This is a genomic window from Methylobacterium indicum, from assembly GCF_017347565.1.
GTDB classification, from domain to species: domain Bacteria; phylum Pseudomonadota; class Alphaproteobacteria; order Rhizobiales; family Beijerinckiaceae; genus Methylobacterium; species Methylobacterium indicum.
Genome location: NZ_AP024145.1, coordinates 4573829 through 4599248, shown reverse-complemented (window position 1 = coordinate 4599248; position 25420 = coordinate 4573829). Strand labels below are relative to the sequence as shown.

General features: G+C 71.5%; 25 protein-coding genes. 13 read left to right on the top strand and 12 right to left on the bottom strand.

What is annotated here, in order from left to right:
* Positions 1-55: 55 nt before the first annotated feature.
* Positions 56-1504, top strand: coding sequence for a mannose-1-phosphate guanylyltransferase/mannose-6-phosphate isomerase (locus miv_RS21320; RefSeq protein ID WP_207178719.1), 1449 nt, complete (start codon positions 56-58; stop codon positions 1502-1504).
* Positions 1505-1801: 297 nt separating this feature from the next.
* Here miv_RS21320 and miv_RS21315 read toward each other — a convergent pair whose 3' ends face one another.
* Positions 1802-2086, bottom strand: coding sequence for a hypothetical protein (locus miv_RS21315; protein WP_207178717.1), 285 nt, complete (start codon positions 2084-2086; stop codon positions 1802-1804).
* 107 nt (positions 2087-2193) lie between these two features.
* Positions 2194-2904, bottom strand: a complete 711-nt coding sequence (locus tag miv_RS21310; protein WP_207178715.1) for a carbonic anhydrase — start codon at positions 2902-2904, stop codon at positions 2194-2196.
* A 276-nt stretch (positions 2905-3180) separates the two neighbouring features.
* On the opposite strand from miv_RS21310, the gene miv_RS21305 reads away from it, so the two are divergent.
* Positions 3181-4182 carry a 4-hydroxyproline epimerase gene (locus miv_RS21305; RefSeq protein WP_207178713.1) on the top strand — a complete coding sequence of 334 codons (1002 nt, stop codon included), beginning with the start codon at positions 3181-3183 and terminating at the stop codon, positions 4180-4182.
* Between the two features lie 33 nt (positions 4183-4215).
* Here the strand turns inward: miv_RS21305 and modA are convergent, their stop codons facing one another.
* Entirely contained in the window at positions 4216-5004 is a 789-nt protein-coding gene (gene modA / locus miv_RS21300) for a molybdate ABC transporter substrate-binding protein (protein WP_207178712.1), read from the bottom strand.
* Between the two features lie 293 nt (positions 5005-5297).
* Between modA and miv_RS21295 the strand changes: the two genes are divergently transcribed.
* The 4 genes from miv_RS21295 to miv_RS21280 are packed head-to-tail and all read left to right on the top strand — an operon-like array spanning position 5298 to position 8698.
* Positions 5298-6089: a glutathione S-transferase family protein gene (locus miv_RS21295; protein WP_207178711.1), complete on the top strand. Its 792-nt coding sequence runs from the start codon at positions 5298-5300 to the stop codon at positions 6087-6089.
* Positions 6090-6121: 32 nt separating this feature from the next.
* Positions 6122-6721 carry a TRAP transporter small permease gene (locus tag miv_RS21290; protein WP_207178710.1) on the top strand — a complete coding sequence of 200 codons (600 nt, stop codon included), beginning with the start codon at positions 6122-6124 and terminating at the stop codon, positions 6719-6721.
* Positions 6718-8043: a TRAP transporter large permease gene (locus tag miv_RS21285; protein ID WP_048425653.1), complete on the top strand. Its 1326-nt coding sequence runs from the start codon at positions 6718-6720 to the stop codon at positions 8041-8043. Before miv_RS21290 ends, miv_RS21285 begins: the two co-directional genes overlap by 4 nt.
* 46 nt (positions 8044-8089) lie before the next feature.
* The gene (locus miv_RS21280) at positions 8090-8698 is read left to right on the top strand and encodes an NADPH-dependent FMN reductase (RefSeq protein ID WP_207178709.1); all 609 of its coding nucleotides are present in this window, start codon (positions 8090-8092) and stop codon (positions 8696-8698) included.
* Between the two features lie 316 nt (positions 8699-9014).
* Here miv_RS21280 and miv_RS21275 read toward each other — a convergent pair whose 3' ends face one another.
* The 3 genes from miv_RS21275 to pcaF all read right to left on the bottom strand — a co-directional run bounded on the left by miv_RS21275 (position 9015) and on the right by pcaF (position 12698).
* Positions 9015-10055 (bottom strand): KpsF/GutQ family sugar-phosphate isomerase, encoded by a 1041-nt coding sequence (locus miv_RS21275; RefSeq protein WP_207178707.1) that lies wholly within the window; start codon positions 10053-10055, stop codon positions 9015-9017.
* Positions 10056-10219: 164 nt separating this feature from the next.
* Entirely contained in the window at positions 10220-11179 is a 960-nt protein-coding gene (locus miv_RS21270) for a helix-turn-helix transcriptional regulator (protein ID WP_082171956.1), read from the bottom strand.
* A 304-nt stretch (positions 11180-11483) separates the two neighbouring features.
* Entirely contained in the window at positions 11484-12698 is a 1215-nt protein-coding gene (gene pcaF, locus miv_RS21265) for a 3-oxoadipyl-CoA thiolase (RefSeq protein WP_207178706.1), read from the bottom strand.
* Positions 12699-12851: 153 nt separating this feature from the next.
* Here pcaF and miv_RS21260 point away from each other — a divergent pair, with 153 nt between their 5' ends.
* From miv_RS21260 to miv_RS21250, 3 genes are all read left to right on the top strand, one after another.
* Entirely contained in the window at positions 12852-13226 is a 375-nt protein-coding gene (locus miv_RS21260; RefSeq protein WP_048425649.1) for a hypothetical protein, read from the top strand.
* A 215-nt stretch (positions 13227-13441) separates the two neighbouring features.
* Entirely contained in the window at positions 13442-14638 is a 1197-nt protein-coding gene (locus miv_RS21255) for an efflux RND transporter periplasmic adaptor subunit (protein ID WP_048425648.1), read from the top strand.
* Between the two features lie 13 nt (positions 14639-14651).
* Complete coding sequence (locus miv_RS21250) at positions 14652-17837, top strand: efflux RND transporter permease subunit (RefSeq protein WP_244748637.1); 3186 nt, start codon at positions 14652-14654, stop codon at positions 17835-17837.
* Positions 17838-17902: 65 nt separating this feature from the next.
* On the opposite strand, the gene modC is transcribed toward miv_RS21250, so the two are convergent.
* Positions 17903-18997, bottom strand: a complete 1095-nt coding sequence (gene modC / locus miv_RS21245) for a molybdenum ABC transporter ATP-binding protein (protein ID WP_207178704.1) — start codon at positions 18995-18997, stop codon at positions 17903-17905.
* Between the two features lie 13 nt (positions 18998-19010).
* The gene (modB, locus tag miv_RS21240) at positions 19011-19697 is read right to left on the bottom strand and encodes a molybdate ABC transporter permease subunit (RefSeq protein WP_207183586.1); all 687 of its coding nucleotides are present in this window, start codon (positions 19695-19697) and stop codon (positions 19011-19013) included.
* Positions 19698-19854: 157 nt separating this feature from the next.
* On the opposite strand from modB, the gene miv_RS21235 reads away from it, so the two are divergent.
* The 3 genes from miv_RS21235 (at position 19855) to miv_RS21225 (ending at position 22049) form a co-directional block, all read left to right on the top strand.
* Positions 19855-20532, top strand: coding sequence for a glutathione S-transferase family protein (locus miv_RS21235; protein WP_207178703.1), 678 nt, complete (start codon positions 19855-19857; stop codon positions 20530-20532).
* A 115-nt stretch (positions 20533-20647) separates the two neighbouring features.
* Positions 20648-21412: an HpcH/HpaI aldolase family protein gene (locus miv_RS21230; protein WP_207178702.1), complete on the top strand. Its 765-nt coding sequence runs from the start codon at positions 20648-20650 to the stop codon at positions 21410-21412.
* Positions 21413-21434: 22 nt separating this feature from the next.
* A complete protein-coding gene (locus tag miv_RS21225; protein WP_207178701.1) occupies positions 21435-22049 on the top strand; it encodes an alpha/beta hydrolase in 615 nt (204 codons plus the stop codon).
* Between the two features lie 3 nt (positions 22050-22052).
* Here the strand turns inward: miv_RS21225 and miv_RS21220 are convergent, their stop codons facing one another.
* Positions 22053-22976 carry a LysR family transcriptional regulator gene (locus tag miv_RS21220; protein WP_207178700.1) on the bottom strand — a complete coding sequence of 308 codons (924 nt, stop codon included), beginning with the start codon at positions 22974-22976 and terminating at the stop codon, positions 22053-22055.
* A gap of 128 nt (positions 22977-23104) precedes the next feature.
* Between miv_RS21220 and miv_RS21215 the strand changes: the two genes are divergently transcribed.
* On the top strand, positions 23105-23665 hold the full coding sequence (locus tag miv_RS21215) for a pyridoxamine 5'-phosphate oxidase family protein (RefSeq protein WP_207178698.1): 561 nt from the start codon (positions 23105-23107) through the stop codon (positions 23663-23665).
* 7 nt (positions 23666-23672) lie between these two features.
* Here the strand turns inward: miv_RS21215 and miv_RS21210 are convergent, their stop codons facing one another.
* From miv_RS21210 to miv_RS21200, 3 genes are read right to left on the bottom strand one after another with little or no spacing between them, the layout of a single operon-like run.
* Positions 23673-24185 (bottom strand): hypothetical protein, encoded by a 513-nt coding sequence (locus miv_RS21210; RefSeq protein WP_207178697.1) that lies wholly within the window; start codon positions 24183-24185, stop codon positions 23673-23675.
* Positions 24182-24394: a hypothetical protein gene (locus miv_RS21205; RefSeq protein WP_048425639.1), complete on the bottom strand. Its 213-nt coding sequence runs from the start codon at positions 24392-24394 to the stop codon at positions 24182-24184. The genes miv_RS21210 and miv_RS21205 overlap by 4 nt, the downstream gene beginning before the upstream one ends.
* Before the next feature lie 19 nt (positions 24395-24413).
* Complete coding sequence (locus tag miv_RS21200; protein ID WP_207178695.1) at positions 24414-25415, bottom strand: formate dehydrogenase subunit gamma; 1002 nt, start codon at positions 25413-25415, stop codon at positions 24414-24416.
* Positions 25416-25420 lie beyond the last annotated feature (5 nt).

Below are 25420 nucleotides of genomic sequence, written 5' to 3'. Positions count from 1 at the left end.
GCACACGAGGCTGCCCAGGCGCTGTGCCTTCGGCCGCGTGGCCCGGAGCCCGACCATGTCCGATTCTGGTGACCTGATCCACCCGGTGATCCTGTGCGGCGGATCCGGCACGCGGTTGTGGCCGGCCTCGCGCGAGAGCTTCCCCAAGCAGTTCCTCCCGCTCGTCGAGCCGGGGCGCTCGTCGTTCCAGGCCGCCGCCGCGCGGCTCGGCGACACCGCGATCTTCGACCGGCCGGCGGTCGTCGCCGCCAACGATTCCCGCTTCCTCGTCGCCGAGCAGCTGGCGCAGGCGGGCGTGCAGGCCGACATCCTGCTCGAACCCTGCCGGCGGGATTCCGCACCCGCCGTCGCCGTCGCGGCCCTCCACGCCGCCGCCCGCGACCCGCAGGCCCTCGTGCTGATCCTGCCCGCCGACCACGCCATCGGCGACGACGCGGCCTTCGTGGCGGCCGCCCGCGCGGCCGGCCTCGGGGCCCGGGCCGGTCACATCATGACGCTCGGCATCGCACCGACGACCCCCTCCATCGCCTACGGCTACATCGAGCCCGGCCATCCCCTGGCGGGGGCCGCGGGCGAGGCGGGCGCGCACCTCGTCGCCCGGTTCCGCGAGAAGCCCGACGCCGCGCGCGCCGCCGACCTGATCGCGCAGGGCGCCCTTTGGAACGGCGGCTACTTCCTGTTCCGCGCCGACGTGATGCTGGACGAGCTCGAGGCCCACGCCCCCGCGGTGCTGGCGGCGGCCCGGGAGGCGATCGGGACCGCCACCCGCGACCTCGACTTCATCCGCCTGGGGGCCGAGGCCTTCGCCCGGGCGCCGCAGATCTCGATCGACTACGCGGTGATGGAGCGGACGAGGCGGGCCGGCGTGCTGCCGGTGCGCTTTCCGTGGTCGGATATCGGCACCTGGGGCGCCCTGTGGGAGGTCTCGCCCCGCGATCACGACGGCAACGCGGTGCGCGGCCGGGTGGCGCTGCGCGACACCCGCAACAGCCTGGTCCATTCCTCCGGGGAGGTTCTGACCACGGTGGTCGGCCTCGACGACGTGGTGGTGGTGACGACCGACGACGCGGTCTTGGTGACGAGCCGCACGACCGGCGGCGCCGTGAAGGACCTGGTCGAGGATCTGCGCCGCCGCCGCGAGCCGGAGGCGGACGCCCACCGGCTGATGTACCGGCCCTGGGGCTCCTACCAGCGCATCGACATCGGGGGCCGTTTCCAGGTCAAGCGCATCACCGTGAAGCCGGGCGGCCGCCTGTCGCTGCAGCGCCACTACCACCGGGCCGAGCATTGGGTGGTGGTGCGCGGCACCGCCGAGGTGACCGTGGATGGAACGGTGCGGCTCGTGCACGAGAACGAGGCGGCCTACCTCCCGATCGGCTGCGTGCACCGCCTGGCCAACCCGGGCAAGATCCCGCTCGAACTCATCGAGGTCCAGGTCGGCAGCTATACCGGCGAAGACGACATCATCCGCATCGAAGACGTCTATGGACGCGAGGGCGGATAGACCAAGAGAACGTCCGTCCTCCCGACCGTTACCGGAGTGCCGCCTTGCTTCCGGGAGGCGCCCATTCCGGTGCCTCGAACACGACCGGCATCGTCCCGGTCGGCGTCGGGCGCGCGGTTCGCGACGGTCCGTCTCTTCCGGGATGGAGTGGCGCGCCGCCTGCACGGGGGATCAGTGTCCAGGCGGAGCGTTGGAACCGCGACGGCCCCCGCGCAGGGCGTCGGGGGCGTCGCCGCCTATCCCTCTCGTCGTGGTCGCCCGGGACGTGCCGGGAAGCAGGCCCTTCCGTCCGTCCGGTCAGCGCCCGGTGCAGCGCAGGGCCTCGCGCTGGCAGGCGAAGCCCGGGGTCGAGCAATGGACCCCGTCGGTGCCGCGGGTGCAGACGCGGCAGGAATCGGTCCATTCCCGGCAACCCGGATCGTCGGCGGGCGACAGCACCGCCGGGCGGGGGACCGGCGCCGGCCCGGAGGCCGGCGCGAAGTTGGCGATCAGGATCGTCGCCAGGGTCGCTCCGGCGGCGATCCAGGCGAAGCGGGCGTCGCGCGAGCGGTCGGGGCGGGTCTCTGCCGGGATGTCTGCCATGCCGGCCGTCGTCACCCGCCCCTCGCCATCTGTCAATCCGCCCGCTCTTCGCCGCCCGCTCTTCGCCGCCCGCTCTTCGCCTTTCGCCGACCGCCTGTCGCGACGGGCTACCCAGCCGCCCGCGCGGCGGGGGAGCCGACGGCGGCGGCGGCGAGACGCGGCGCGGCGGCCGCCTCGGCGACCGGAAGCGCGTCCTCCTCGGCCAGGACCACGAACTGGCCGGCCTCGCCGTCATAGACCAGGAGGTGGCCGGTCTCGATCTCGAACAGCCAGCCGTGCAGGGTGAGCTGGCCCGAGGCGAGCGCGCTCGCCACCGCCGGGTGGGTGCGCAGGTGATTAAGCTGCACCAGCACGTTCTCCATGGCGAGAGCGTGCAGGCGGCGCTTGTCGTCGATGTCGTTCGGGTAGGCGTCGCAGACGATCTTGCGGGCGGCCTCGCCGTGGCGCAGCCAGGCGGCGACGCTCGGCATCTTCTCGGCGAGCCCCGGGGTGAGCAGGCCCTTCATGGCGCCGCAATCCGAGTGGCCGCAGACCACGATGTCGCGCACGTTCAGCGCCATCACGGCGTACTCGACCGCCGCGGTCACGCCGCCCATCATGGTGGCGAAGGGCGGCACGATGTTGCCGACGTTGCGGGTGACGAACAGCTCGCCCGGCCCGGCCTGGGTGATCAGCTCCGGCACGACGCGGGAATCGGCGCAGGAGATCACCAGCGCCTTCGGCTTCTGGCCGTCATGGACGAGGCGCTGGTAGACCGAGCGCTGGCTCGGAAACACCTGCTCGCGGAACTGGGTGAACCCCTGAACGATATTGTCCATCATCGACAACCTCCTTTCGCCGGCCGAGACCGCGTCGGTCATGAGCTCGCGGGCCCGTCCGGGGCCGCGCCACGAAGCCGAGAACGTCGCAGCGGCCGCCGGGTTGCCCGAGGTCGCCTGTCTGCCTATGCGTCATCTGGCCCGGCGGCGGGGCGGGATGAGACTGCGTTCCTCGACCGTGACCGGACCGATGCCTGGGTAAGCCGCTGGTCCGCCGTGGCGATTTCTGCGACGAAGGGGCACCCGGGCCGGAACGCCCTCGGAGACCGCCCCGTCATGCATCCCCACACCTTCCTGTGCGTCGACGCCCATACCTGCGGCAACCCGGTGCGGGTGGTGGCCGGCGGCGCGCCGGTCCTGCCCAACGTCCCGATGGGCGAGAAGCGGCAGATCTTCGTCGCCGAGCACGATTGGGTGCGCCGGGCGCTGATGTTCGAACCGCGCGGCCACGACGCGATGTCGGGCTCGATCCTCTATCCGCCGTCGCGGGAGGATTGCGACCTCGGGGTTCTGTTCATCGAGGTCTCGGGCTGCCTGCCGATGTGCGGCCACGGCACGATCGGCACCGTCACGGTGGCGCTGGAGCAGGGCTTCGTGGTGCCGCGCGTCGAGGGGCGGCTCGCCCTCGAGGTGCCGGCCGGCAAGGTCGAGGTCGAGTACCGGCGCGACGGCCGCTTCGTCGACGAGGTCCGGCTCTACAACATCCCGAGCTACCTGCACGCGGCGGATGTGCGGGTCGAGGTGCCGGGCCTCGGGCCGCTCACCGTCGACGTCTCGTACGGGGGCAACTTCTACGCCATCGTCGAGCCGCAACCCGGCTGGGCCGGGCTCGACGGCATGACCTCGGCGGACATCCTGACGCTGAGCCCGCTCGTGCGCCAGGCGGTGCAGCGGGCGGTGTCGCCGGTCCACCCGGAGGATCCGCGCATCCAGGGCCTCAGCCACGTCATGTGGGCCGACCGGCCGAAGCACCCGCAGGCGCATGCCCGCAACGCGGTGTTCTACGGCGACAAGGGCATCGACCGCTCGCCCTGCGGCACCGGCACCTCGGCCCGGATGGCGCAGCGCGTCGCCAGGGGGCTCCTGAAGGTGGGCGACGACTTCGTCCACGAGAGCATCATCGGCACGCTCTTCCACGGCCGGGTCGAGGGCACCGCCGAGGTCGGCGGGCGCGCCGCCATCCGCCCGAGCATCGGCGGCTGGGCCCGGGTGATCGGGCACAACACCATCCTGGTCGACGAGCGCGACCCGCTGGCCTTCGGCTTCCAGCTCGCCTGATCCGGCAACGGGCCCGACCGCGAACGGGGCGTCCTACTGCGACGCCCCCTCCCCGATCACCGTGAAGCCTTGCGCCTCGAAGAAGCGGCGGGCGGCCTTGCTCCGCAGGTAGGACAGGAAGCGCCGACCGCTCTCGCCCCTGGCCTCCATCGTCACCGCGAAGGGATAGATCACCGGCGGGTGGCTGCCCTCCGGAAAGACCCCCACCACCTTCACGCCCGGATCCGACTTCGCGTCGCTCTCGTAGACCACCCCGAGCGGCGCCTCGCCGCGGGAAACGAGCGCCAACGCCGCCCGCACGTTGTCGGCCTGGGCGAGCCGGGGCTGAAGCGGCGCCCATAAGCCCAGTGTCTCGAACGCCGCCTTGGCGTACTTGCCGATCGGCACCGAATTGACCTCGCCGGTGGCGAGGCGTCCGTCGGGGCCGAGCGCCCGGGCGAACCAGTCCGGCGTGAACGCCGCCTCCGTGATCGTGGCATCTTTCGGCGCCACCACGACCAGGCGGTTGCCGAGCAGGTTCACCCGGGTCTCGGGCCGGACCAGCTTGCGGGCGGCGAGATAGTCCATCCATTCGAGGTCGGCCGAGGCGAAGAGGTCGGCCGGCGCCCCCTGCTCGATCTGGCGCGCCAGAGCCGAGGAGGCGGCGTAGCTCGCCCGCACCGGGATGCCGCTCTCGGCCGTGAAGGCCTTGCCGGCCTCGTCGAGGGCGTTCTTCAGGCTCGCCGCCGCGAAGACCGTCGTCGGCTCGGCGGCCGCGGCCGGGACCGCGATCAAGGCGGCGACGACGAGGCAGGCGGCCCGGAGGGTGCGGCTGGAGCGCATGGTGGCGGATCCTCGGCTCGTAATGGTCGTGCGCGTAATATGCCGCCGCGCGCAACATCCGCCAGTGCCGCTTCGTCCACGGCATCCGAGGCGGACGAGGCCACGATGCCGCCGCGTCCGCCCGCCTGGACGAGGGGGAAACCCGCGCGTCGTCTTTCGCGCTCCGACCGTCGGGCCGCCGGAACCGTCCGGCCCGGATCCACCGCTACCAACCATCGTCGGGTTCACCCGCCACGCTGCCGCGTGCGAAGGTGGCGCAAACGAACGAAACGGCTCCGGGGGGAACCGCCGTCATGCTGCTCTACGAGCATCCGCTCTCGTCCTACGCGCAGAAGGTCAAGATCGCCCTGCGCGAGAAGGGCGTGGCGTTCACGGCCGAGCTGCCGGAGACTTTTGGGACCGGCCGCAGCGACGGTCCCTTCGCGCATGCCAATCCCCGCACCGAGGTGCCGGTGCTGGTCGAGGGCGACGTCGCCATCTTCGAATCGACGATCATCCTCGAATATGTCGAGGAACGCTGGCCCGCGCCGCCGCTGCTGCCCCGCGACCCCGCGCAGCGCGCCGTCGCCCGCATGACCGAGGAGGTCTGCGACACCCAGTACGAGGCGGTGAACTGGGGGTTCGGCGAGATCCTGTGGTTTCGCCGCGCGTCGGGAGCGCTCGCCGACCACCTGCGGTCCCAGGCGGCGGCGCAGACGAAGGTCCTGCAGGACTGGCTGACCGGCCGTCTCGGCGACGCCCCGTGGTTCGGCGGCGAGGGGTTCGGCTGGGCCGACGCGGCGGTCGCCCCGATGGTCAACCGCTCGGTGCATTACGGGCTCGGGCCCGCGGAGGGCAGCCCGCTCGCGCGCTGGCACGCCCGGATCCGCGAGCGCCCCTCGGTCGCCGAGACCTTCCGGGAATTCGACGCCGCGGCGGCCCGGATGGCGGAGGCCTCCGAGCTCTACACCTCCGGCGGGCGCCGGCGGGAATACCGCGACCACCGCCTCGAATGGATGGTGAAGTCGGGCGGGATCGAAGTGGTGCTGGAAGGCCTGCGCGCCGGCAACATCCGCTTTCCCTGGCCCGACGCCGACCAATCCTGACGCCCGCCCTCGCCCCCGCCCCGGGAGACCCCATGCATCCCCTGCGCATCCTCGACCGCCTCGAGGAGATCCTGATCGCGAGCCTGATGGCCGGCGCGACGCTGCTGATCTTCGTCGCCGTGGTCCATCGCTACGCGTCCGGCATCGACGCGCTCTATCCGATCACCACCGCGATCCACCTCTCCTGGGCCCAAGAGTTGTGCATCTACATGTTCGTCTGGATGGCGAAGTTCGGTGCCGCCTACGGCGTGCGCACCGGCATCCATGTCGGCGTCGACGTGGCGGTGAACCAGCTGCCCCCCGCCTGGCGCGACCGGGTCGTGCTGTTCGGTCTCCTCTGCGGCGCGTTGTTCACGGCGATCGTCGGCACGATGGGCGCGCGCTTCGTCTACGGCCTCGTCGATACCGACCAGACCACCCCCGACCTCGAGCTCCCGAGCTGGGTCGTCTACCTGGCGATCCCGCTGGGCTCGGCCCTGATGTGCTTCCGCTTCCTCCAGGTCGCCTGGAGCTTCTGGCGCACCGGCGAGCTGCCCCACCACGATCCGGGCCATGTCGAGGGCGTGGTCGAGAGCCCGCACGCGGCGCAGGACCTCGCCGACGAAGCCCGCACCGGAGGCCCCGCCCGATGAACGCCGCCATCATCTTCGGGCTGCTCATCGCCCTGATGCTCACCGGCATGCCGATCTCGATCGCGCTCGGCCTCTCGGTGCTCACCTTCCTGTTCACCATGACCACCGTGCCGATCGAGGCGGTGGCGCTCAAGCTGTTCACGGGAATCGAGAACTTCGAGATCATGGCGATCCCGTTCTTCATCCTGTCGGGCAACTTCCTGACCCATGGCGGCGTCGCCCGGCGGATGATCAACTTCGCCACGTCGATGGTCGGCCACTGGCATGGCGGCCTCGGGCTCGCCGGCGTCATGGCCTGCGCGCTGTTCGCCGCCATCTCGGGCTCGAGCCCGGCCACCGTCGTGGCGATCGGCTCGATCATCCTGCCCGCCATGGTGGCGCAGGGCTTCCCCAAGCGCTTCGGCGCCGGGGTCATCACCACCTCGGGGGCGCTCGGCATCCTGATCCCGCCCTCGATCGTCATGGTGATGTATTCGGTGGCGACGAGCGGCGCGGTGGTGACCGGGCCGGACGGCCAGCGCGTCTCCTCGGCCTCGATCTCGACGCTCTTCGTCGCCGGGGTGATCCCGGGCCTGATGCTGGCCGCTCTACTCGGCTTCACCACTTGGTACCGGGCGCGCAAGTTCGGCTATCCGCGGATGCCCAAGGCGAGCTGGGCCGAGCGCTGGACCGCGTTCCGCAAGTCGGTCTGGGGCCTCCTGCTGATCGTGCTGGTCTTGGGCGGCATCTATAGCGGCGCCTTCACGCCGACCGAGGCGGCGGCGGTGAGCGCGGTCTACGCCTTCGTGATCGCACTGTTCGTCTATCGCGACCTCACCTGGCGCGACGTGCCGCGGGTGCTGCTCGATTCGGCCAACATGAGCGCGATGCTGCTCTACATCATCACCAACGCGGTGCTGTTCTCGTTCCTGATGACGAGCGAGCAGATCCCGCAGGCGATGGCGAGCTGGATCACCGGGGCCGGCCTCAACTGGGTCGTCTTCCTGCTGATCGTCAACATCCTGCTGCTCGTCGCCGGCAACGTGATGGAGCCGTCCTCCATCGTGCTCATCATGGCGCCGATCCTGTTTCCGATCGCCGCGAAGCTCGGCATCGACCCGGTGCATTTCGGCATCCTGATCGTGGTCAACATGGAAGTCGGCATGTGCCACCCGCCGGTCGGCCTCAACCTCTACGTGGCGTCGGGCATCACCCGCATGGGCATCACGGAACTGACCGTCGCGGTCTGGCCGTGGCTGCTCACCATGCTGATCTTCCTCGTCGTCGTGACTTACGTCCCGGCGATCTCGCTCTGGCTGCCGCGGATGCTCGGCATGATGTGAGATGGTGTTAGACTCCGGGAAGCATCCGCTGTCCCGGAGTCCCGCCATGACCCACCCGAATCCGGCCCACCCGAATCCGACCCTCGTCGTCCCGGTCATCCTCGGCTCGGTGCGCCAGGGGCGCAACGGTCTGCGCGCCGCCCGCTACCTCGTCCGGGCCCTCGAATCCCGCGGCCACGAGGCGCCGCTGGTCGACCCGGCCGAGCTCGGCCTGCCGCTCCTCGAACGGATGTACAAGGAATACCCGAAGGGCGAGGCGCCCGAGCCGCTGGAGCGGCTGGCCGCCCTCTATCGCCGCGCGGACGGGTTCGTGGTCGTGTCGGCGGAGTACAATCACAGCATCCCGCCGGCTTTGTCCAACACCCTCGACCATTTCCTGGAAGAGTATTTCTGGAAGCCCTCGGCCATCGTCTGCTACTCGGCCGGCCGCTACGGCGGCGTGCGGGCGGCGATGCAGCTGCGCGCCATGCTGGGCGAGCTCGGCACCCCGAGCATCCCGTCCCTGCTGCCGATCCCCGAGGTGCACAAGGCGCTCGACGAGGAGGGGCAAGCGCTCCAGCCCTGGCTGGAGCGCCCGACCGGCCGGTTCCTCGACGAATTGACGTGGTACGCGGAGGCGCTGCGGGAGAAGCGGCGGGGTGGGGTGCCGTATTGAGGGGAGCGACGACCGTGCGCGAAAACCCTCCCCGCTTTGCGGGGGAGGGTGGCCCCTGCGTCAGCAGGGGTCGGGAGGGGGGCAGCGCGACGGTGCCAAGTATGGCGCCCGTCAGAACGGTTCCGCCTCATCCGGAAGCGTGGTTCCCCTCTCCCGGCCTGCTCCGCAGGCCACCCTCCCCCGCAGTGGGGGGAGGGTTCAAGCTCTTGGCCGTCGCTCCCGCACTGCGCACCTGCTGTGTCGTGTGCCGAGCCCGGCTTCTGTGAGGCCCGGATGACCCGGCGCGTCGTCCGGGTGTGTGGCAGGCGAGCCGGTCTCAGACCACCCCGGCCCGAAGAATGTCGTGGATGTGCAGGATGCCGACCGGGCGCCCGCGCTCCACCGCGAACAGCGCGGTGATCTGGGTCCGGTTCATCAGTTCCAGGGCGGCGCTGGCGAAGGTGCCGGGGGTGGTCGTGATCGGGGTCGGCGTCATGATCTCCTCGACGCGTCGGTCGAGGATGTCGCTGTGGCCGACGCCCCGGCTCATGTGGCGGCGCATGTCGCCATCCGTGAACATGCCGACGAGCTGGCCGCCCTCGTCCACGATGCCGGCGCAGCCGAAGCGCTTGCCCATCACGGCGATCAGCGCCTCGGAGACCCGGACGCCCCGGGTGACCAGCGGCATCTCCTCGCCGGCATGCATCAGCTGCGCCACGGTCTTGAGCCGAGCCGCGAGCTTGCCGCCCGGGTGGAACACCTTGAAGTCGCTGGCCGAGAAGCCCCGCCGCTCCAGCAGCGCCACCGCCAGCGCGTCGCCGAGCGCCAGCTGGATCACGCTCGAGGAGGTCGGCGCGAGGTTGTGCGGGCAGGCTTCCTTGACGAGCGGCAGCGGCAGCAGGATGTCGGCGGCCTGGCCGAGCGTGCTCGCCGGATTCGACGTCATGCCGATCAGCGTCACGGCGAAGCGCTTGGAGAAGCTGATGAGGTCGCCGAGCTCGGTCGTCTCGCCCGACCAGGACAGCGCGATCACGATGTCCTGCTGGGTGATCATGCCGAGGTCGCCGTGGCTGGCCTCGCTCGGGTGGATGAAGGAGGCCGGGGTGCCGGTGGAGGCGAGCGTCGAGGCGATCTTGCGTCCGATATGGCCGCTCTTGCCGATGCCCGACACGATGACCCGGCCCGGGATGTCGTGGATTGCCGCGACGGCGGCGCCGAAACCGGCCTTCAGCTCGTGGTCGAGGGCGCGGGCCAGCGTCAGCAGCGCCTCGGCCTCGGTGCGGACGCTGCGGATGGCGGAGAAATGCGCCGCCTCGACCACCTGCCCCGTCGCCGCGTCCGGCGCGTCGTAGCTCTCGGCCCGGTTCGAACTCTCCATCGTGCTCCTCGACCCCGCCATGATTCCTCGGGCATCATCCCTCGGGCACGATCGTCCGTGCGCGACGGCGACCCTGCCGACTCATTTGCGGCCAGAATGCGTGCGGGGACCGGACCGGACGGCGATTTTTCTGGGCCGTCCGGCCAGGCCGTGGCGCGGGCGCCTCAGCTCCCGCGCCGCGCGCCCCCGCCGAGATAGCCCTCGACCAGGCCGGTCAGCTCGGCGGCGGTCTCGGCCACGTTGTGGTCGGCGGTGTCGATCACCGCCCGGGCGCGGGCATAGAGCGGCTCGCGGCTCATCAGCACCGCCCGGATCTCCCGCAGCGCGTTGTCGCTGTCGGGGAGCCGGGCCTGGGCGAGGCCCTTGGCCGCCTGCTCGCGCACCCGGTGGATATGCTCCTCCGGCCGTGCCTTGAGCCAGACGGTGAAGAACGACGACAGGAGGAGGTCGTAGGTGACGGGCTCGGCGACGATGCCGCCGCCGGTCGCCAGCACCATCGGGCCCGGCCGTTCGGCGAGCTGGCGCAGGGCGCCCTGCTCCAGCCGGCGATAGGTCTCCTGGCCGTAGATCGCGAAGATCTCCGCCACCGACAGGCCGTTCTCGCGTTCGATCTCCCGGTTGAGCTCGACGAAGGTCCAGCCCATCCGCTCGGCGAGGATGCGCCCGAGGGTCGACTTGCCGGCGCCGCGCAGGCCGACGAGGGCGACGCGCTGCGTCGGCCCCTCCCCGGGTGCCGCCGCGCCCGACAGGACGCGCTTGGCCTCGGCGATCTGCTCCGCCCCGGCCTTGGCCAGGAGGTCGCGCACCACCGGCCAGTCGGGCGGGCTCTCGACCGCGGCGATCAGGTCCTCGAGCCGCACGCCCATGGCGATGGCGACGCGGCGCAGGAGGATGATCGAGACGTTGCCCTGCCCGCCCTCGAGCTGCGCGATGTAGCGCTCGGACAGGCCGGAGGTCTGCGACAGCACCTTGCGCGACATCGCCCGGACGGCCCGCATGGTGCGCACGCGCTGGCCGAGGACCGTCAGGAACTCGGCTTCGGCGTCGCCGGCCTCGGGCTCGTCGGTCTCGGGGGCGCCTGCGGCCGCGTCGGCGCCGGGGCGTGATCCGGTTCTGCTGGGCATCGCGGGCCTCACCGGGTCCGGCGGGCGAAGCGGAGGCTTCGTCCGGGCGGCAGGAGGTCGGGACCGGGATGGGAGATGTGACGGCTCATGCGATCGTTGGCGCTCCGGCGATGCGCCCCGCGGATGGCGGAGGGCCGCGTCCGGGCGGTTCCTTGGGACGTGCGAGAACGCTCATGCTTATCTCAAGCCGTCCGGCCCCGCCATGGTGCAGTGCGGGAGGAGCGATGGGTTTCCCGCGTCGTGTTCGGCCTTCCCCGAAGGGCGGCGGGGCTCCTGCGGCGCCCCGCCGCGGATCGGGACGGCTTCAGGCGACCCGCTCGACCGCGAGCGCGACGCCCTGGCCGACGCCGACGCACATCGTTGCGAGCCCGAGCTGGCCACCCGTCCGGGCGAGCTGGAGCGCGACGCTGCCGGCGATCCGCGCCCCCGACATGCCGAGGGGATGGCCGAGCGCGATGGCGCCGCCGTTCGGGTTCACGTGGTCGGCATCGTCGGGCAGGCCGAGGCCGCGCAGGCAAGCGAGCGCCTGCGAGGCGAAGGCCTCGTTGAGCTCCACCGCGTCGAAGTCGGACGGCTTGAGCCCGAGCCGCGCGCAGAGCTTTTCCACTGCCGGAATCGGGCCGATGCCCATCACCCGGGGCGGCACGCCCGCCGAGGCGAGGCCGAGCACCCGGGCGATCGGGGTGAGGCCGTGGCGCTCGGCGGCCTCGCGGGTGGCGAGCACCAGGGCGGCGGCGCCGTCGTTGACGCCGGACGCGTTGCCGGCGGTCACCGTGCCGTCCTTCTTCACGAAGGGCTTCAGCTTCGCCAGACCCTCTGCGGTGGTGTCGGCCCGGGGATGCTCGTCGCGATCGACCTTCGTGTGGCCGCCCTTGCGGTCCGAGATCTCGACCGCGACGATCTCGCGGGCGAAGGTGCCGTCGGCTTGCGCCCGGGTCGCCCGCTGTTGCGAGCGCAGCGCGAAGGCGTCCTGGTCGGCGCGGCCGATCTGATAATCCTCGGCGACGTTCTCGGCGGTCTCCGGCATCGAATCGACGCCGTACTGGTGCTTCAGAACCGGGTTGACGAAGCGCCAGCCGATCGTGGTGTCGTGGATCTCGGCCTGGCGCTGGAACGCGCCCTCGGCCTTGCCCATCACGAAGGGCGCCCGGGTCATCGATTCGACGCCGCCCGCCACCGCGAGGTCGATGTCGCCGGCCCGGATCGCGCGGGCCGCGGCGCCCACCGCGTCGAGGCCCGAGGCGCAGAGCCGGTTGAGGGTCAGGCCCGGCACCCGCTCGGGATAGTCGGCCAGCAGCAACGCCATGCGGGCGACGTTGCGGTTGTCCTCGCCGGCCTGGTTGGCGCAGCCGAGAAACACCTCCTCGACCGCCTCCTTGAGGGCCGGGTTGCGCCGCGCGAGTTCGGCGAGCGGCACGGCCGCGAGATCGTCCGCCCGCACACGCGCCAGCGCGCCGCCGTAGCGGCCGATCGGGGTCCGCACGTAATCGCAGATGTAGACGTCCCGCGGCGCGCTCATGGCCTTCTCTCCCGGTCTTGATTTCGAAAAAGCGGTACGGCGGCCTGCGGGTTCGATCAAGCCCCGCGGAGAATCCGGCGGCCGGTCGCACCGGCTTGACAGAATGTCGCGGCCGCTTGTGCAGTGCGAGCGGAACCCCCACTGTCTCGCTCTGTGACTGGTCGTCTCTGGACATCTCTCGCGCGTCTCTGCGCGACCGCCCTTCTCGGCCTCGGCTTCGCCTTCCTGGCGATGTCGGCGGCGGATGCCGCGGCCGGCCGTCCCGAGCCCGTCCTGCGCGCCGCCCACGGCGCCTCGCCGATGGCGGCGCTCCATGCGCATTGGGTGAAGAGCCCGGCCTGCACCCTCACGGCCGGCGGCGTCGACAACCCCCGCCCGGATGACGGTGGCGCGGCGAGCACGAACCTCGCCTGCCCGGCCGAGACACCCGCGGCGGGAGCCGCCACGCTTCTACCCCCGCGCCGCCTCGGTGCCCTGGTGCAGGCTCGCGCCGCCCTGCCCGAACGCCCGCCGAAGGCCGGCGCCTGACGGCCGTCGTGTCGCTTCCTTAACGGAAGACGGCGCACCGTCACATCTCCGCCTCGTCACCTTGCGAGCCTGAAGGCCCGCCGCTGCTCCCGGCAGCCGCGCCGGTGCGCGCATCCGAGGCTCGCGTCACCGCGAGCCCCCCGACCTTTGCCCGGACGCCCGGCGGCGCGACGCGCCCCGGCCGCCTCCGACAACCGCGCAGGAAAGACCGACCCGTGACCCAACGCCGCCGCCTCCTCCTCGGAGCGACCGCCCTCCTCCTCGGGCTCGCCGCCTGCAAGCCGGCCCAGCAGGCCGCCGCGCCCACGGCCCCGGCCGCGCCGCCGGAAGTCTCGATCGTGACGGTCAAGCATCAGCCGATCCCCTACGAGCGCGACCTGCCGGGCCGCGCCGCGCCGACCCGCATCGCCGAGGTGCGGGCCCGGGTCGCCGGCCTCGTCACCAAGCGCACCTTCGAGCAGGGCAGCCAGGTCAAGGAGGGCGACATCCTCTACAAGATCGACCCGATGCCGTTCCGGGCCGATCTCGCCAGCGCCGAGGCGGCCTTGGCCAAGGCCGAAGCCGCCCTGGTGCTGACCCGCCAGCAGGCCGAGCGCCTGGAGACCCTGCTGTCGCGCCAGACCGCGAGCCAGGCCCAGTACGATGCCGCCTTCGCGGCCCAGAAGCAGGCCGAGGCCGAGGTGGCCGGCGCCAAGGCGGCCCGCGACCGGGCCCAGCTCAACCTCGGCTACACGGACGTGCGGGCGCCGATCTCCGGCCGCATCGGCCGGGCGCTGGTCACGGAAGGGGCGCTGGTCGAGCAGGGCGGCGCCAGCAACCTGGCGACGATCCAGCAGCTCGACCCGATCTACGTCGACATCACCCAGTCGGTCGGCGAATTGAACAAGCTGCGCCGGGATCTCGCCAGCGGCGAGCTCGACCGCCTCGCCGCCGACGTCGCGAGCGTGCGGGTCATCATGGATGACGGCTCGCTCTATCCCGAGCCCGGCCGGCTGCTCTTCTCCGACGTGACCGCCGATCCGAGCACCGGCCAGGTGACGCTCCGCGCCGTGGTGCCGAACCCCCACGGCGAGCTCTTCCCCGGCATGTATGTCCGCGCCCGGATCAAGCAGGGCATCGATTCCGACGCCATCGCGGTGCCGCAGCAGGCGGTGCACCGCTCCAATGACGGCCGCGCCCAGGTCTGGCTCGTCGGGCCGGACCAGAAGGTGATGCTCCAGCCGGTGGAGGTCGGCCCGGTGGTCGAGGGCCAATGGGTGATCCGCGACGGGCTCAAGGAGGGCGACCGGGTCGTAGCCGAGGGCTTCCAGAAGATCGTCGCCGGCACCCAGGTCGCGGCGGTGCCGTTCGAGACCACCACGGTGGCGTCGGCGGGCTCGCACCCCGCCCCCGCCTCGACCGAACAGCGCTGAGGAGGACACCCCCTTGGCGAGCTTCTTCATCGACCGGCCGATCTTCGCCTGGGTCGTCGCGCTGTTCATCTGTCTGGGTGGCGTGCTCACGATCCCGATGCTGCCGGTGGCGCAGTACCCGATCATCGCGCCGCCCTCGATCGCCCTCTCCACCGCCTTCCCGGGCGCCTCGGTGGAGGATCTCTATACCGGCACCACGCGCCTCATCGAGGATGAGCTGAACGGGGCGGCCAACATCCAGAGCTTCGAATCGGCGAGCGATTCGTTCGGCGTCGTCGAGATCACGGCCAACTTCGAGCCGGGCACCGATCCGGGCTATGCCGGCGTCGAGGTGCAGAACCGCCTCAAGCGCGTCGAGGCGCGCCTTCCGGCGGAAGTGCGCCAGCAAGGCATCCTGGTCGAGGAGGCCTCGGCCGCGACCCTCAACATCATCACCCTGGTCTCCAAGGACGGGTCGATGGACGAGGTCGCCCTCGGCGACTTCCTGATCCGCAACGTCATCAACGAGATCCGGCGCATCCCCGGCGTCGGGCGCGCCACCCTGTACTCGACCGAGCGCAGCCTGCGCGTCTGGATCGACCCCGACAAGCTGCGCGGCCTGTCGCTCAACGCCGCCGACGTGACCCAGGCGATCACCCGCCAGAACGTCCAGATCGCGTCCGGCGCCGTCGGCGCCCAGCCGAGCCCGGAGACCAACGCGGTCAACTACCCGATCACCGTCAAGGGCCAGATGCGGGCGCCCGAGGAGTTCGGCGCGGTGGTCTTGCGCGCCAATCCCGACGGTTCGACCGTGCGCCTGCGCGACGTCGCCCGGATCGAGCTCGGCGGCGAGGATTACAAGTTCACCACCCGCCTCAACGGCGGGCCGGCAGCCGGCATCTCGGTGACGCTGGCGCCGGACGGCAACGCGCTCGACACCGCCAAGGCCATCCGTGCCAAGATGGTGGAATTGTCCCAGTTCTTCCCCGATACGGTGAAGTGGGACATTCCCTACGACATCACGCCGGCCGTGGAGGCCTCGATCGAGAAGGTGCTCCACACCCTCGTCGAGGCGGTGGTGCTGGTGTTCATCGTGATGTTCCTCTTTCTCCAGAACATCCGCTACACCCTGATCCCGACGATCGTGGTGCCGATCGCGCTGCTCGGCACCTGCACGATCATGCTGCTCGCCGGGTTCTCGATCAACGTGCTCACCATGTTCGGCATGGTGCTGGCGATCGGCATCCTGGTCGACGACGCGATCGTGGTCGTCGAGAACGTCGAGCGGATCATGTCCGAGGAGGGGCTGTCTCCCAAGGAGGCGACCCGCAAGGCGATGACCCAGATCACCGGCGCGATCATCGGCATCACGCTGGTGCTCGTCGCGGTGTTCATCCCGATGGCGTTCTTCCCCGGCTCGGTCGGCATCATCTACCGCCAGTTCTCGATCGCGATGGTGACCTCGATCGCCTTCTCGGCCTTCCTGGCGCTGTCGCTGACGCCTGCGCTCTGCGCCACGCTCCTGAAGCCCGTCGAGCCCGGCCATCACCACGCCAAGAAGGGCTTCTTCGGCTGGTTCAACCGCATCGTCGACCGCGAGACCGCGCGCTACGGCCGCGGCGTCGCCTGGGCGGTGAAGAAGTCCGGCCGAATGATGGTGGTCTACCTGATCCTGGTCGCGGGCGTGGCCTACGCCTTCGTGCGCTTGCCCGAGGGCTTCCTGCCGGTCGAGGACCAGGGCTTCTTCACCGTCGACATCCAGACCCCGCCGGGCTCCTCGTTCAACCGCACGCTGGCCGCGGTGAAGAAGACCGAGGAGCACCTCTTGGCCCAGCCGGGCGTGGCGACCGTGACGATCGTCAACGGCTTCTCGTTCTCGGGCCAGGGCCAGATGACCTCGCAGGCCTTCGTGACGCTGAAGCCCTGGTCGGAGCGCGGCAAGGACCAGTCGGCGGCGGCGCTCGTCGCCGGCACCAACAAGGCGATGGCGAGTTACCGCGACGCGGTGATCCAGGCGCTCGAGCCGCCGCCGATCGACAACCTCGGCAATGCCTCGGGCTTCAGCTTCCGCCTCCAGGACCGGGCCCAGAAGGGCTACGCGGCCCTGATGGCGGCCCAGGAGCAGCTGCTGGCGCTGGCCCGCAAGAGCCCGATCCTCAAGAACGTCTATGTCGAGGGCCTGCCGCCCGCGCCGCAGGCGGAGCTGGTGATCGACCGCGAGAAGGCGGCGGCGCTCGGCGTCAACTTCTCCGACATCAACGACACGATCCAGGTCAATCTCGGCTCGGTCTACACCAACGACTTCCCCAACCGGGGCAAGATGCAGCGGGTGATCGTCCAGGCCGACGACAACCAGCGCCTCAACGCCACCGACCTGCTGAATTACGGCGTCAAGAACCAGCAGGGCACGATGGTGCCGATGTCGTCCTTCGCTCATTTGAAGTGGAGCGTCGGCCCGGCCCAGATCATCGGCTTCAACGGCTACCAGTCGGTCCGCTTCACCGGCGAGCCGGCGGCGGGCTTCACCTCCGGCGAGGCCATCGCCGAGATGGAGCGGCTGATGACGCAACTGCCGAAGGGCTTCGGCTATGCCTGGACCGGCCAGTCGCTGCAGGAGAAGCAGGCCGGATCGCAGGCGACCCTGCTGCTGGCGCTGTCGGTGCTGATCGTGTTCCTGTGTCTCGCCGCGCTCTACGAGAGCTGGTCGATCCCGCTCGCGGTGATGCTGGTCATCCCGCTCGGCGTGATCGGCTCGGTCGCCGGCGTGCTGATCCGGGACATGCCGAACGACGTGTACTTCAAGATCGGCCTCATCACGATCATCGGCCTGTCGGCCAAGAACGCGATCCTGATCATCGAGTTCGCGCGCGAACTCTGGAAGCCCGGCACCAAGCTGGTGCCGGCCACGGTCGAGGCCTCGCGCCTGCGCTTCCGGCCGATCGTCATGACCTCGCTCGCCTTCATCTTCGGCGTCGTGCCGCTCGCCATCGCGAGCGGCGCGGCCTCGAAGAGCCAGCAGGCGATCGGCACCGGCGTGATGGGCGGGATGATCTCCGCCACCGTGCTGGCGGTGATCCTGGTCCCGGTCTTCTTCGTCGTCGCGATGCGGTTCTTCCAGAGGAAGCGCGTGCGTGAGGAGAACCTGGACCGGAACCTCGACGCGGCGCCGGGAGCGGTTCACGCGACCGAGCCGGCCCGGGAGCCGGCTCACGGTCACTGACGATCGATCACCCCCATCAGGGCATCGACGGCCCGGGGCGCGATCCGCGTCCCGGGCCGTTTCCGTCAGATCTCCACGACGCCCATCGTCTCCTCGTCGAAGGCGACGCTCTTCACGATCGCCACCACCGGCAGCCCCGGTGCGAGAGAAAGCTCGTGGGCGGCGAGCCGCGTGACCTGGGCGACCAGCACCGCCTCGCCGCAGGCGATCTCGACCCGGGCATGGGCCACCTCCCCCGGCGTGACCGCGACGACCGTCCCGGGCAGGACGTTGCGGGCGCTCAACCCACGCGGCGCCTCCCGCGCCACCAGCACGTCGCGGGCCCGCACCCGGACCCGGAGGCTCGATCCCGGCGGCAGGGACAGGCGCGGCACCGTCAGCCGGCCGGCTGCGCCGTCGAGATGGGTGAGCCCGAAGGCGTCGTCGTGGGCGGCGACGCGCAAAGGCAGCAGGGCGCCGGTCTCCCCGGTTTCGCGACCGGGAAACAGCGCATCGCGCCGCAGGACCTCGGCCGCCGGGCCGCAGGCCGCCACCCGCCCGCAATCCAGCACCACCACCGTGTCGGCGAGGCGCGCCACCTCCGCCACCGCGTGGCTGACATAGACGATCGGAACCCGGGCCTCGTCGCGCAGCCGCGCGACATAGGGCAGGATCTCGGCCTTGCGCGCCGCGTCGAGGGCCGAGAGCGGCTCGTCCATCAGGAGGAGCCGCGGGCGGGCGAGCAGCGCCCGGCCGATCGCCACCCGCTGGCGCTCGCCGCCCGACAGCCCGGCCGGGCGCCGCTCCAGGAGGGGCGCGATGCCGAGGAGATCGGCGACCGCGTCGAGGCTCGGGCCGCCGGAGCGGTGGCGGGCGAAAAAGCGCCCGAACAGCAGGTTCTGGCGCACGCTGAGATGCGGCATCAGCCGCGCCTCCTGGAAGACGTAGCCGATCCGGCGCCGGTGGACCGGCACCCGAACCCGGGCTTCGGTGTCGAGGAGGGTGACGCCGTCCACCACCACCCGCCCGTGATCCGGCCGCACCAGCCCGGCGATCACGTCGACGAGGGTCGACTTGCCCGAGCCCGAGCGACCGAACAGGGCGGTGATCCGGCCCGCCGCCGCGAAGTCCGCGTCGAGCGCGAAGGCGCCGCGCCTGTGCCGGACCGAGACCTCGATCATGCCGAAATCCCGGTCATGCCCCGAGCCGGGCCTTCGCCCGCCGCGCGAGCCACTCGGAGGCGATCAGCGCCGCCATCGACAGGGCGACCGAGACCAGGGTGAGGCGCAACGCCCCCGCCTCGCCGCCGGGCACCTGGGTCAGGGTATAGATCGCCGCCGGCAGTGTCTGGGTCTCGCCCGGGATGTTCGACACGAAGGTGATGGTGGCCCCGAACTCCCCCATCGCCTTGGCGAAGGCCAGCACCGCCCCGGCGAGGATGCCCGGCAGGGCGAGCGGCAGCGTCACGACGAGGAAGACCGCGACCGGCGCGGCGCCGAGGGTCCCGGCGGCCTGTTCGAGCTTCGTGTCCACCGCCTCGAAGGAGAGCCGCATCGCCCGCACCATCAGGGGAAACCCCATCACCGCGCAGGCGAGCGCCGCCCCGGTCCAGCGGAACGAGAACACGATGCCGAGTTCCGCCAGCGCGGGGCCGAACCAGCCCCGCCGGCCGAAGGCGAGGAGCAGCAGGTAGCCGGTCACCACCGGCGGCAGGATCAGCGGCAGGTGCACCAGCCCGTCGAGGAGCGCCCGGCCGCGGAACTCGCGCCGGGCGAGCAGGTAGGCGACCGCGAGGCCCGGCAGCAGGCTCGCCAGCGTCGCCACGCTCGCCACCAGCAGGCTGAGCCGGAGCGCGCTCCACTCGTCGGGGGTGAGGACCAGGGCCGAGGCTTCCCGCTGAAACGATCCCGCACCATGGCGGATCGGCGCCGGGAGTCCAGGCCCGGCACGGCAACGCTGCGTTTCGATGCGCAGCAGTTGATCCCCGCCGGCAATTGGGGAGTGTGAGAGCCGTCGACCGCGCGCGATGGAGTCTCGGATGATCACCTTCTACTTCAACGGTTCGCCCAACCCGACCAAGGTCGCGCTCTTCCTGGAGGAGGCGGGGCTTCCCTACGAGGCGATTGCCGTGGACACCCGCAAGGGCGAGCAGTTCGCCCCCGATTTCCTGAAGCTCAATCCGAACGGCAAGGTGCCGGTGCTGGTCGACGACGGCCAGGTGGTGTTCGATTCGAACGCGATCCTGCTCTACCTCGCCGAGAAGACCGGCCGTTTCCTGGCCCCGGCCTCGGAGCGGGCCGCGCTCTTGTCCTGGCTGATGTTCGTCGCGACCGGCATCGGTCCGTTCTCCGGCCAGGCGGTGCATTTCCGCAATTTCGCGCCCGAAAAGGTGCCCTACGCCAACGACCGTTACCAGTACGAGGCGAAGCGCCACTACACCGTCCTCGACCGGCACCTCGCCGAGCACGGATGGATGGTGGGCGAGGCTTACGGCATCGTCGACATGGCGGTCTGGGGCTGGGCCCGGATGCTGCCCTTCGTGATGGGCGAGGACGCCTATGCCGATCTCCCCAACGTGAAGCGCCACGTCGACGCGATCGCGGCCCGCCCGGCCGCCGCCCGGGCCGTCGCCCTCAAGGACCGGTTCACCTTCAAGGCGGAGTTCGACGCCGAGGCGCGCGGGCACATGTTCAAGCACCTGGCAAAGGCCGGGTGACCCCGGGCCGATGATGTCGTCCGTCCCGTTCGCGACCTCCGTCCGGGGGGCGACTCGGGACGGACGACGACCGACATTCCAACGAGAACGACAACACGAGCCGGGAGGACACGCCATGAAATCCTTCGACAACCCGTTCAAGCGCGGACTCGCCGAGGGCCGCCGGCTCGCCGGCCTGTGGATGACCACCGGCTCGGCCGGCATCACCGAACTCGCCGCCGGGGCCGGCTTCGCCTGGATGCTGATCGACATGGAGCACTCGCCCAACGACCTGATCCAGGTCGTCGACCACCTGCGCGCCGCCGAGGGCGGCACCGCCGAGCCGGTGGTGCGGGTGCCCTGGAACGAGCCCGTGATGGTCAAGCGTTTGCTCGACCAGGGCGCCCGCTCGCTGATGTTCCCCTTCGTGCAGAATGCCGAGGAGGCGCGCCGGGCCGTCGCGGCGACGCGCTACCCGCCGCACGGCATCCGGGGCTTCGCCGGCGCCTCGCGCGCGACCGGCTACGGGTTGCGGCCGGACTACCACGCCCGCTCGGTCGAAGAGGTCTGCGTCGTGGTGCAGGTCGAGACCGCGCAGGCGCTGGAGGCGGCGGGCGAGATCGCGGCGGTCGAGGGCGTCGACGGCGTGTTCATCGGCCCCAACGACCTCGCCGCCAGCATGGGCCATCTCGGCCAGCCCGGCGCGGCGCCGGTGCGCGCGGCGATCGCCGCGGCGCTGCCGCGGATCCGCGGGGCCGGCAAGGCGGCGGGCCTCCTCAACTTCGACGAGGCCGGCGCGAAGGCCGATTTCGAGGCCGGATTCGGCTTCGTGGCGGTGGCGGGCGACGCCGCGCTGCTTGCCCGCGAGACCCAGCGGGTCGCGAAGCTCTTCGGTGCCTGAGCGCCGTATCCGGAGGATCCCGATGGCCGCCCTGTCGTTCCAGCACCGCTTCGAGCCCGCCGCCGACCCGGCGCTCCCGCCGCTCCTGCTCCTGCACGGCACCGGCGGCGACGAGGACGACCTCCTGCCCCTCGGCCGGGCGCTGTCGCCCGCCGCCGCCCTGCTCTCGCCCCGCGGCCAGGTGCTGGAGGGCGGCGCGCCGCGCTTCTTCCGCCGCCTCGCGGAAGGCGTGTTCGACGAGGCCGACGTGGTGCGCCGGGCCGGCGACCTCGCTGGCTTCGTCACGGCGGCGCGGGCCGAGTACGGCCTCGCGGCGCCCATTGCGGTCGGATTCTCCAACGGCGCCAACATCGCCGCCGCCCTGATGCTCCTGCATCCCGGGGTGCTGTCGGGCGCCGTGCTGCTGCGGGCGATGGTGCCGCTCTCGACGTCGCCAGCCTCGCGCCTCCAGGGTGAGCCGGTGCTGATCCTGTCGGGCCGGATGGACCCGATCGTGCCGGCTGACAACGCGGCGGGCCTCGCCGCGATGCTGCGGGATGCGGGTGCGGCCGTCACCCACGAGGTGCTGCCCGCCGGCCACGGCCTGTCGCAGGCCGATCTGGTGCGGGCGAAGGCGTGGCTCGCCGGGCGAGACTGACCGTCATCCCCCGAGCGCCAGTCGCTCGAACGCTTCCCGCAAGCGCGGCAGGGCGAAATCCACGAAGGCCCGCACCTTCGGCACCGCCAGCCGTCCCTCCGGGGTGACGAGGTGGACCGGCAGGGGCGCCGGCTCGGCGTGCGGGAGCAGGACGCTCAGTCGCCCGTCCCGCACCGCCTCGGCGACCTGGTAGGAGAAGCAGCGCAGGAGGCCGTGCCCGGCCAGCGCCGAATCGAGGGCAGCCTCGATGCCGTTGACGACGAGGCGCGGGGCGACGCGCACGACCCGCGGCGTTCCATCCGGGCCGTGGAAGGCCCAGGAATCCGGCGGCGCGTCCTGTCCGACGCTCGTCGTGGCGATCACCGCGTGGCCCGCGAGGTCCGCCGGCTCCGTGACGGCCGGCCGGTGTGCCAGGTAGGCCGGGGCGGCGCAGACGACCCGCCGCACGGCGCCGACCTTGAGCGCGACCAGGCTCGAATCCGGCAAGTGGGCGATGCGGAGGGCCACGTCGACCCCCTTCTCCACGAGGCTCATCGGCCGGTCGAGGAGCAGAAGCCGGGCGCGTACCGCCGGCTCGGCATCCAGAAAGGCGTCGAGGATCGGTCGCAGCACCCGAGTCCCGGCGACGAGGGGCGCCGTCACGGTGATCAGGCCGCGGGGGGCGGCCCGCTCGCCGGCCGCCAGCAGGTCGGCCTCCTCGAGATCGGCGAGCACCCGGCGGCAGGCGGCGGCGTAGCGCTCGCCGGCCTCGCTCAGCCGCAGCGACCGGGTGGTGCGGTGCAGAAGCGGCACCCCGACATGGCCTTCCAGAAAGGCGACGGCCCGGCTCACCGCGGCCGGAGAATGGCCGAGCCGCCGCCCCGCGCCGGCGAGGCTGCCGGCATCGAGGGCCGCCACGAAGACCCGCATCGCGTCGAGCCGGTCCATGATCGTTCCACTTGTCGGAAGACTGACTACCGGATCACGGTCATTCTGCCGGATCACGCGGGAGACTACCTCAAGGCCCGGCGCCGGTCAGGACCCGATCCGGCCGCTCGTGTCATGGGAGGCCGGTCATGCGGCGGTTCTTCGAGATCCTGTTCACCCCGGCGGTGCGGGCGGCGCAGAGCCGCCTCGGCTCGCCGTTCGCCGGACACGAGATTTCCGGCCCCGCCCTCGACGCCCATCTCGGGCCGAACGAGGCCGAATTCCTGGCGGCCCGGGACAGCTTCCTTCTCTCCAGCGTCTCGTCCGACGGCTGGCCCTACATCCAGCATCGCGGCGGGCCGGTGGGGTTCGTCCGGGTCCTCGACGCGGACACGATCGCCTGGGCGGAGTTTTCGGGCAACCGGCAGTACCTCACCCTCGGCAACGTCGCGGGCGACGACCGGGTGGCGCTGTTCGTTCTCGATCACGCCGCGCGCCGCCGGCTGAAGCTCGTCGGCCACCTCGCCTTCCACGAGGCGCGGGAGCGGCCGGACCTCGTCGAGGCGGTGAGCGTCGCGCCCTACCGGGCTCGGATCGAGCGGGTCGCGGTGCTGCGGGTCGCGGGCTTCGACTGGAACTGCCCGCAGCACATCACCCCGCGCTTCACCGCAGCCGAGATCGCGGCGGCGATGCGCGAGTCGCAAGCCTGACGGGCGATCACTGCGCCGCGAAGAACTTCGGATCGAGGGCCGAGAGCGAGAGCAGCGGCGCGGGCATCACCACGCCGGCCACCCGCATGGCGCGTGCCGCCGCGCGGCAGGCCTGGATGTCGCCGCTCGCGGCGGCCGCGTCCACCTGCGCGACCTGCTCCGGGCTCGGGCCCTTCTGGGCCGGAGTCGCCGCCGGGGCGGGAGCGGCTTGGCTCTGCGCCTGCGCCTGGCCTTGCGGGCCCGAGGCCCCGGGCCCGGTCTGGGCGACGGGTCCGCTCAGGCCCGATTTCTGCTGCACCTCCCCGGCGCCGTTGCTCGGTTGCTGCGCCGCGCCCCGGTCGGGCGCCTGGACGGCGGCCGCCGCGGGTTGCGGCGCGCTCGCCGCGGGAGCGTCCGGCGCCTTCGGGTGCACGAAGGCGACGAGTTCCTGGCACAGGTTGGCCGGCGGACCCCCGGCCTGGGCGGCGCCGATGGTCGCGGCGAGGCCGGCGGCGGCGAGAATGATGCTGGTCCGGCTCACGAGCCCGCCTCCATCTTGTGGCTGGCCGAAGCCGGCTCCTTGATGTCGCCGGTCCAGCGCGGGCCGACGAGGTTGGTGCCCGGATCCGAGACCCGCGCGCCCGAGGTGGCGAAGGCCTGGTAGGCGAAGCGCTGGTTCTCGCCGAGGAGGAAGCTCGCCGCGGTGGCGAGCACCAGGGCCGCCGCGACGGCGACCAGGAAGGCTTTCATCGCTGCTGTCTCCGCCCGTTCACTCGGCCGGGACCTGGGAGCGGCCGAGCTGCGGCCCGCTCGCGGTCTTGGCCTGCTGCTCTTTCACCCAGAGGTCGTGGTGCACCTTGGCCCAGGCCAGATCGACCTCGCCGCTGCCCATGGCGTCGTAGGCGCCCTCCATGCCGAGCGACCCGATATAGATGTGGGCCAGGATGCCGGCGATGAACACCACGCCGATCAGCGAGTGGATCACCTGCATGATCTGCATCCCGTTGATGTCGGTGGCCGCGAACGGGAAGATCATCATGATGCCGGTGGCACCCATGGCGAGGCCGAAGCCGACCACCATCCAGAACACCATCTTCTGGCCGGCATTGAAGCGCCCGGCGCTCGGATGCGCATCACCCAGGAGGCCGCCGCCCTGCTTCAGCCAGATCCAGTCGATCTTGCCCGGGATGTTGTCCCGCACCCAGAGCACCAGCATGAACAGCACGCCGAGCATGAACGGCCAGGCGAGATAGATGTGCGCGTACTTGCCGTACTGGGCCAGCGTCGCGAACGCCTCCGGGCCGATCAGCGGCATCAGCAGCCGCTTGCCGAAGATATAGTTGAGGCCCGACAGCGACAGCACGATGAAGCAGCTCGCCGTCATCCAGTGCGAGAAGCGCTCGAAGCTGTTGAAGCGCAGGATCTTCTTGCCCGACTCCTCACTGTGCTCGAGCCGGATGCGCCCGCGGGTGAAGTAGAACAGCCCGAGGGCGGCGATCATGCCGAGCACCGCGAGGGCGCCGATCCACGGCATCCAGGATTCGCGGAACGCCCGCCATTCCCGGCCTTGCGGCTGGATCAGGTTGGCGGCCGTCTGGTTCGGGATCGAGATCCGGCCGTGGATCTTCGGATCCTGCTTGAACAGCATCTCCTCGTTGACCGAGGAGGCGGTGGGGTTGGGGGCACCGTCGGGCGCACGCACCTGGGCGGCGGCGGGGGCCGCCAGCGCCAGGGTCGCGGCCACGAGGACGAGGGAGGTCAGCCTGCGCATCGGTT

Bases quoted from the DNA above. Each gene is read 5' to 3' on its own strand.
- miv_RS21320 (WP_207178719.1), top strand. From the start codon at position 56: ATGTCCGATTCTGGTGACCTGATCCACCCGGTGATCCTGTGCGGCGGA.
- miv_RS21315 (WP_207178717.1), bottom strand. From the start codon at position 2,086: ATGGCAGACATCCCGGCAGAGACCCGCCCCGACCGCTCGCGCGACGCC.
- miv_RS21310 (WP_207178715.1), bottom strand. From the start codon at position 2,904: ATGGACAATATCGTTCAGGGGTTCACCCAGTTCCGCGAGCAGGTGTTT.
- miv_RS21305 (WP_207178713.1), top strand. From the start codon at position 3,181: ATGCATCCCCACACCTTCCTGTGCGTCGACGCCCATACCTGCGGCAAC.
- modA (WP_207178712.1), bottom strand. From the start codon at position 5,004: ATGCGCTCCAGCCGCACCCTCCGGGCCGCCTGCCTCGTCGTCGCCGCC.
- miv_RS21295 (WP_207178711.1), top strand. From the start codon at position 5,298: ATGCTGCTCTACGAGCATCCGCTCTCGTCCTACGCGCAGAAGGTCAAG.
- miv_RS21290 (WP_207178710.1), top strand. From the start codon at position 6,122: ATGCATCCCCTGCGCATCCTCGACCGCCTCGAGGAGATCCTGATCGCG.
- miv_RS21285 (WP_048425653.1), top strand. From the start codon at position 6,718: ATGAACGCCGCCATCATCTTCGGGCTGCTCATCGCCCTGATGCTCACC.
- miv_RS21280 (WP_207178709.1), top strand. From the start codon at position 8,090: ATGACCCACCCGAATCCGGCCCACCCGAATCCGACCCTCGTCGTCCCG.
- miv_RS21275 (WP_207178707.1), bottom strand. From the start codon at position 10,055: ATGGAGAGTTCGAACCGGGCCGAGAGCTACGACGCGCCGGACGCGGCG.
- miv_RS21270 (WP_082171956.1), bottom strand. From the start codon at position 11,179: ATGCCCAGCAGAACCGGATCACGCCCCGGCGCCGACGCGGCCGCAGGC.
- pcaF (WP_207178706.1), bottom strand. From the start codon at position 12,698: ATGAGCGCGCCGCGGGACGTCTACATCTGCGATTACGTGCGGACCCCG.
- modC (WP_207178704.1), bottom strand. From the start codon at position 18,997: ATGATCGAGGTCTCGGTCCGGCACAGGCGCGGCGCCTTCGCGCTCGAC.
- miv_RS21235 (WP_207178703.1), top strand. From the start codon at position 19,855: ATGATCACCTTCTACTTCAACGGTTCGCCCAACCCGACCAAGGTCGCG.
- miv_RS21230 (WP_207178702.1), top strand. From the start codon at position 20,648: ATGAAATCCTTCGACAACCCGTTCAAGCGCGGACTCGCCGAGGGCCGC.
- miv_RS21225 (WP_207178701.1), top strand. From the start codon at position 21,435: ATGGCCGCCCTGTCGTTCCAGCACCGCTTCGAGCCCGCCGCCGACCCG.
- miv_RS21220 (WP_207178700.1), bottom strand. From the start codon at position 22,976: ATGGACCGGCTCGACGCGATGCGGGTCTTCGTGGCGGCCCTCGATGCC.
- miv_RS21215 (WP_207178698.1), top strand. From the start codon at position 23,105: ATGCGGCGGTTCTTCGAGATCCTGTTCACCCCGGCGGTGCGGGCGGCG.
- miv_RS21205 (WP_048425639.1), bottom strand. From the start codon at position 24,394: ATGAAAGCCTTCCTGGTCGCCGTCGCGGCGGCCCTGGTGCTCGCCACC.
- miv_RS21200 (WP_207178695.1), bottom strand. From the start codon at position 25,415: ATGCGCAGGCTGACCTCCCTCGTCCTCGTGGCCGCGACCCTGGCGCTG.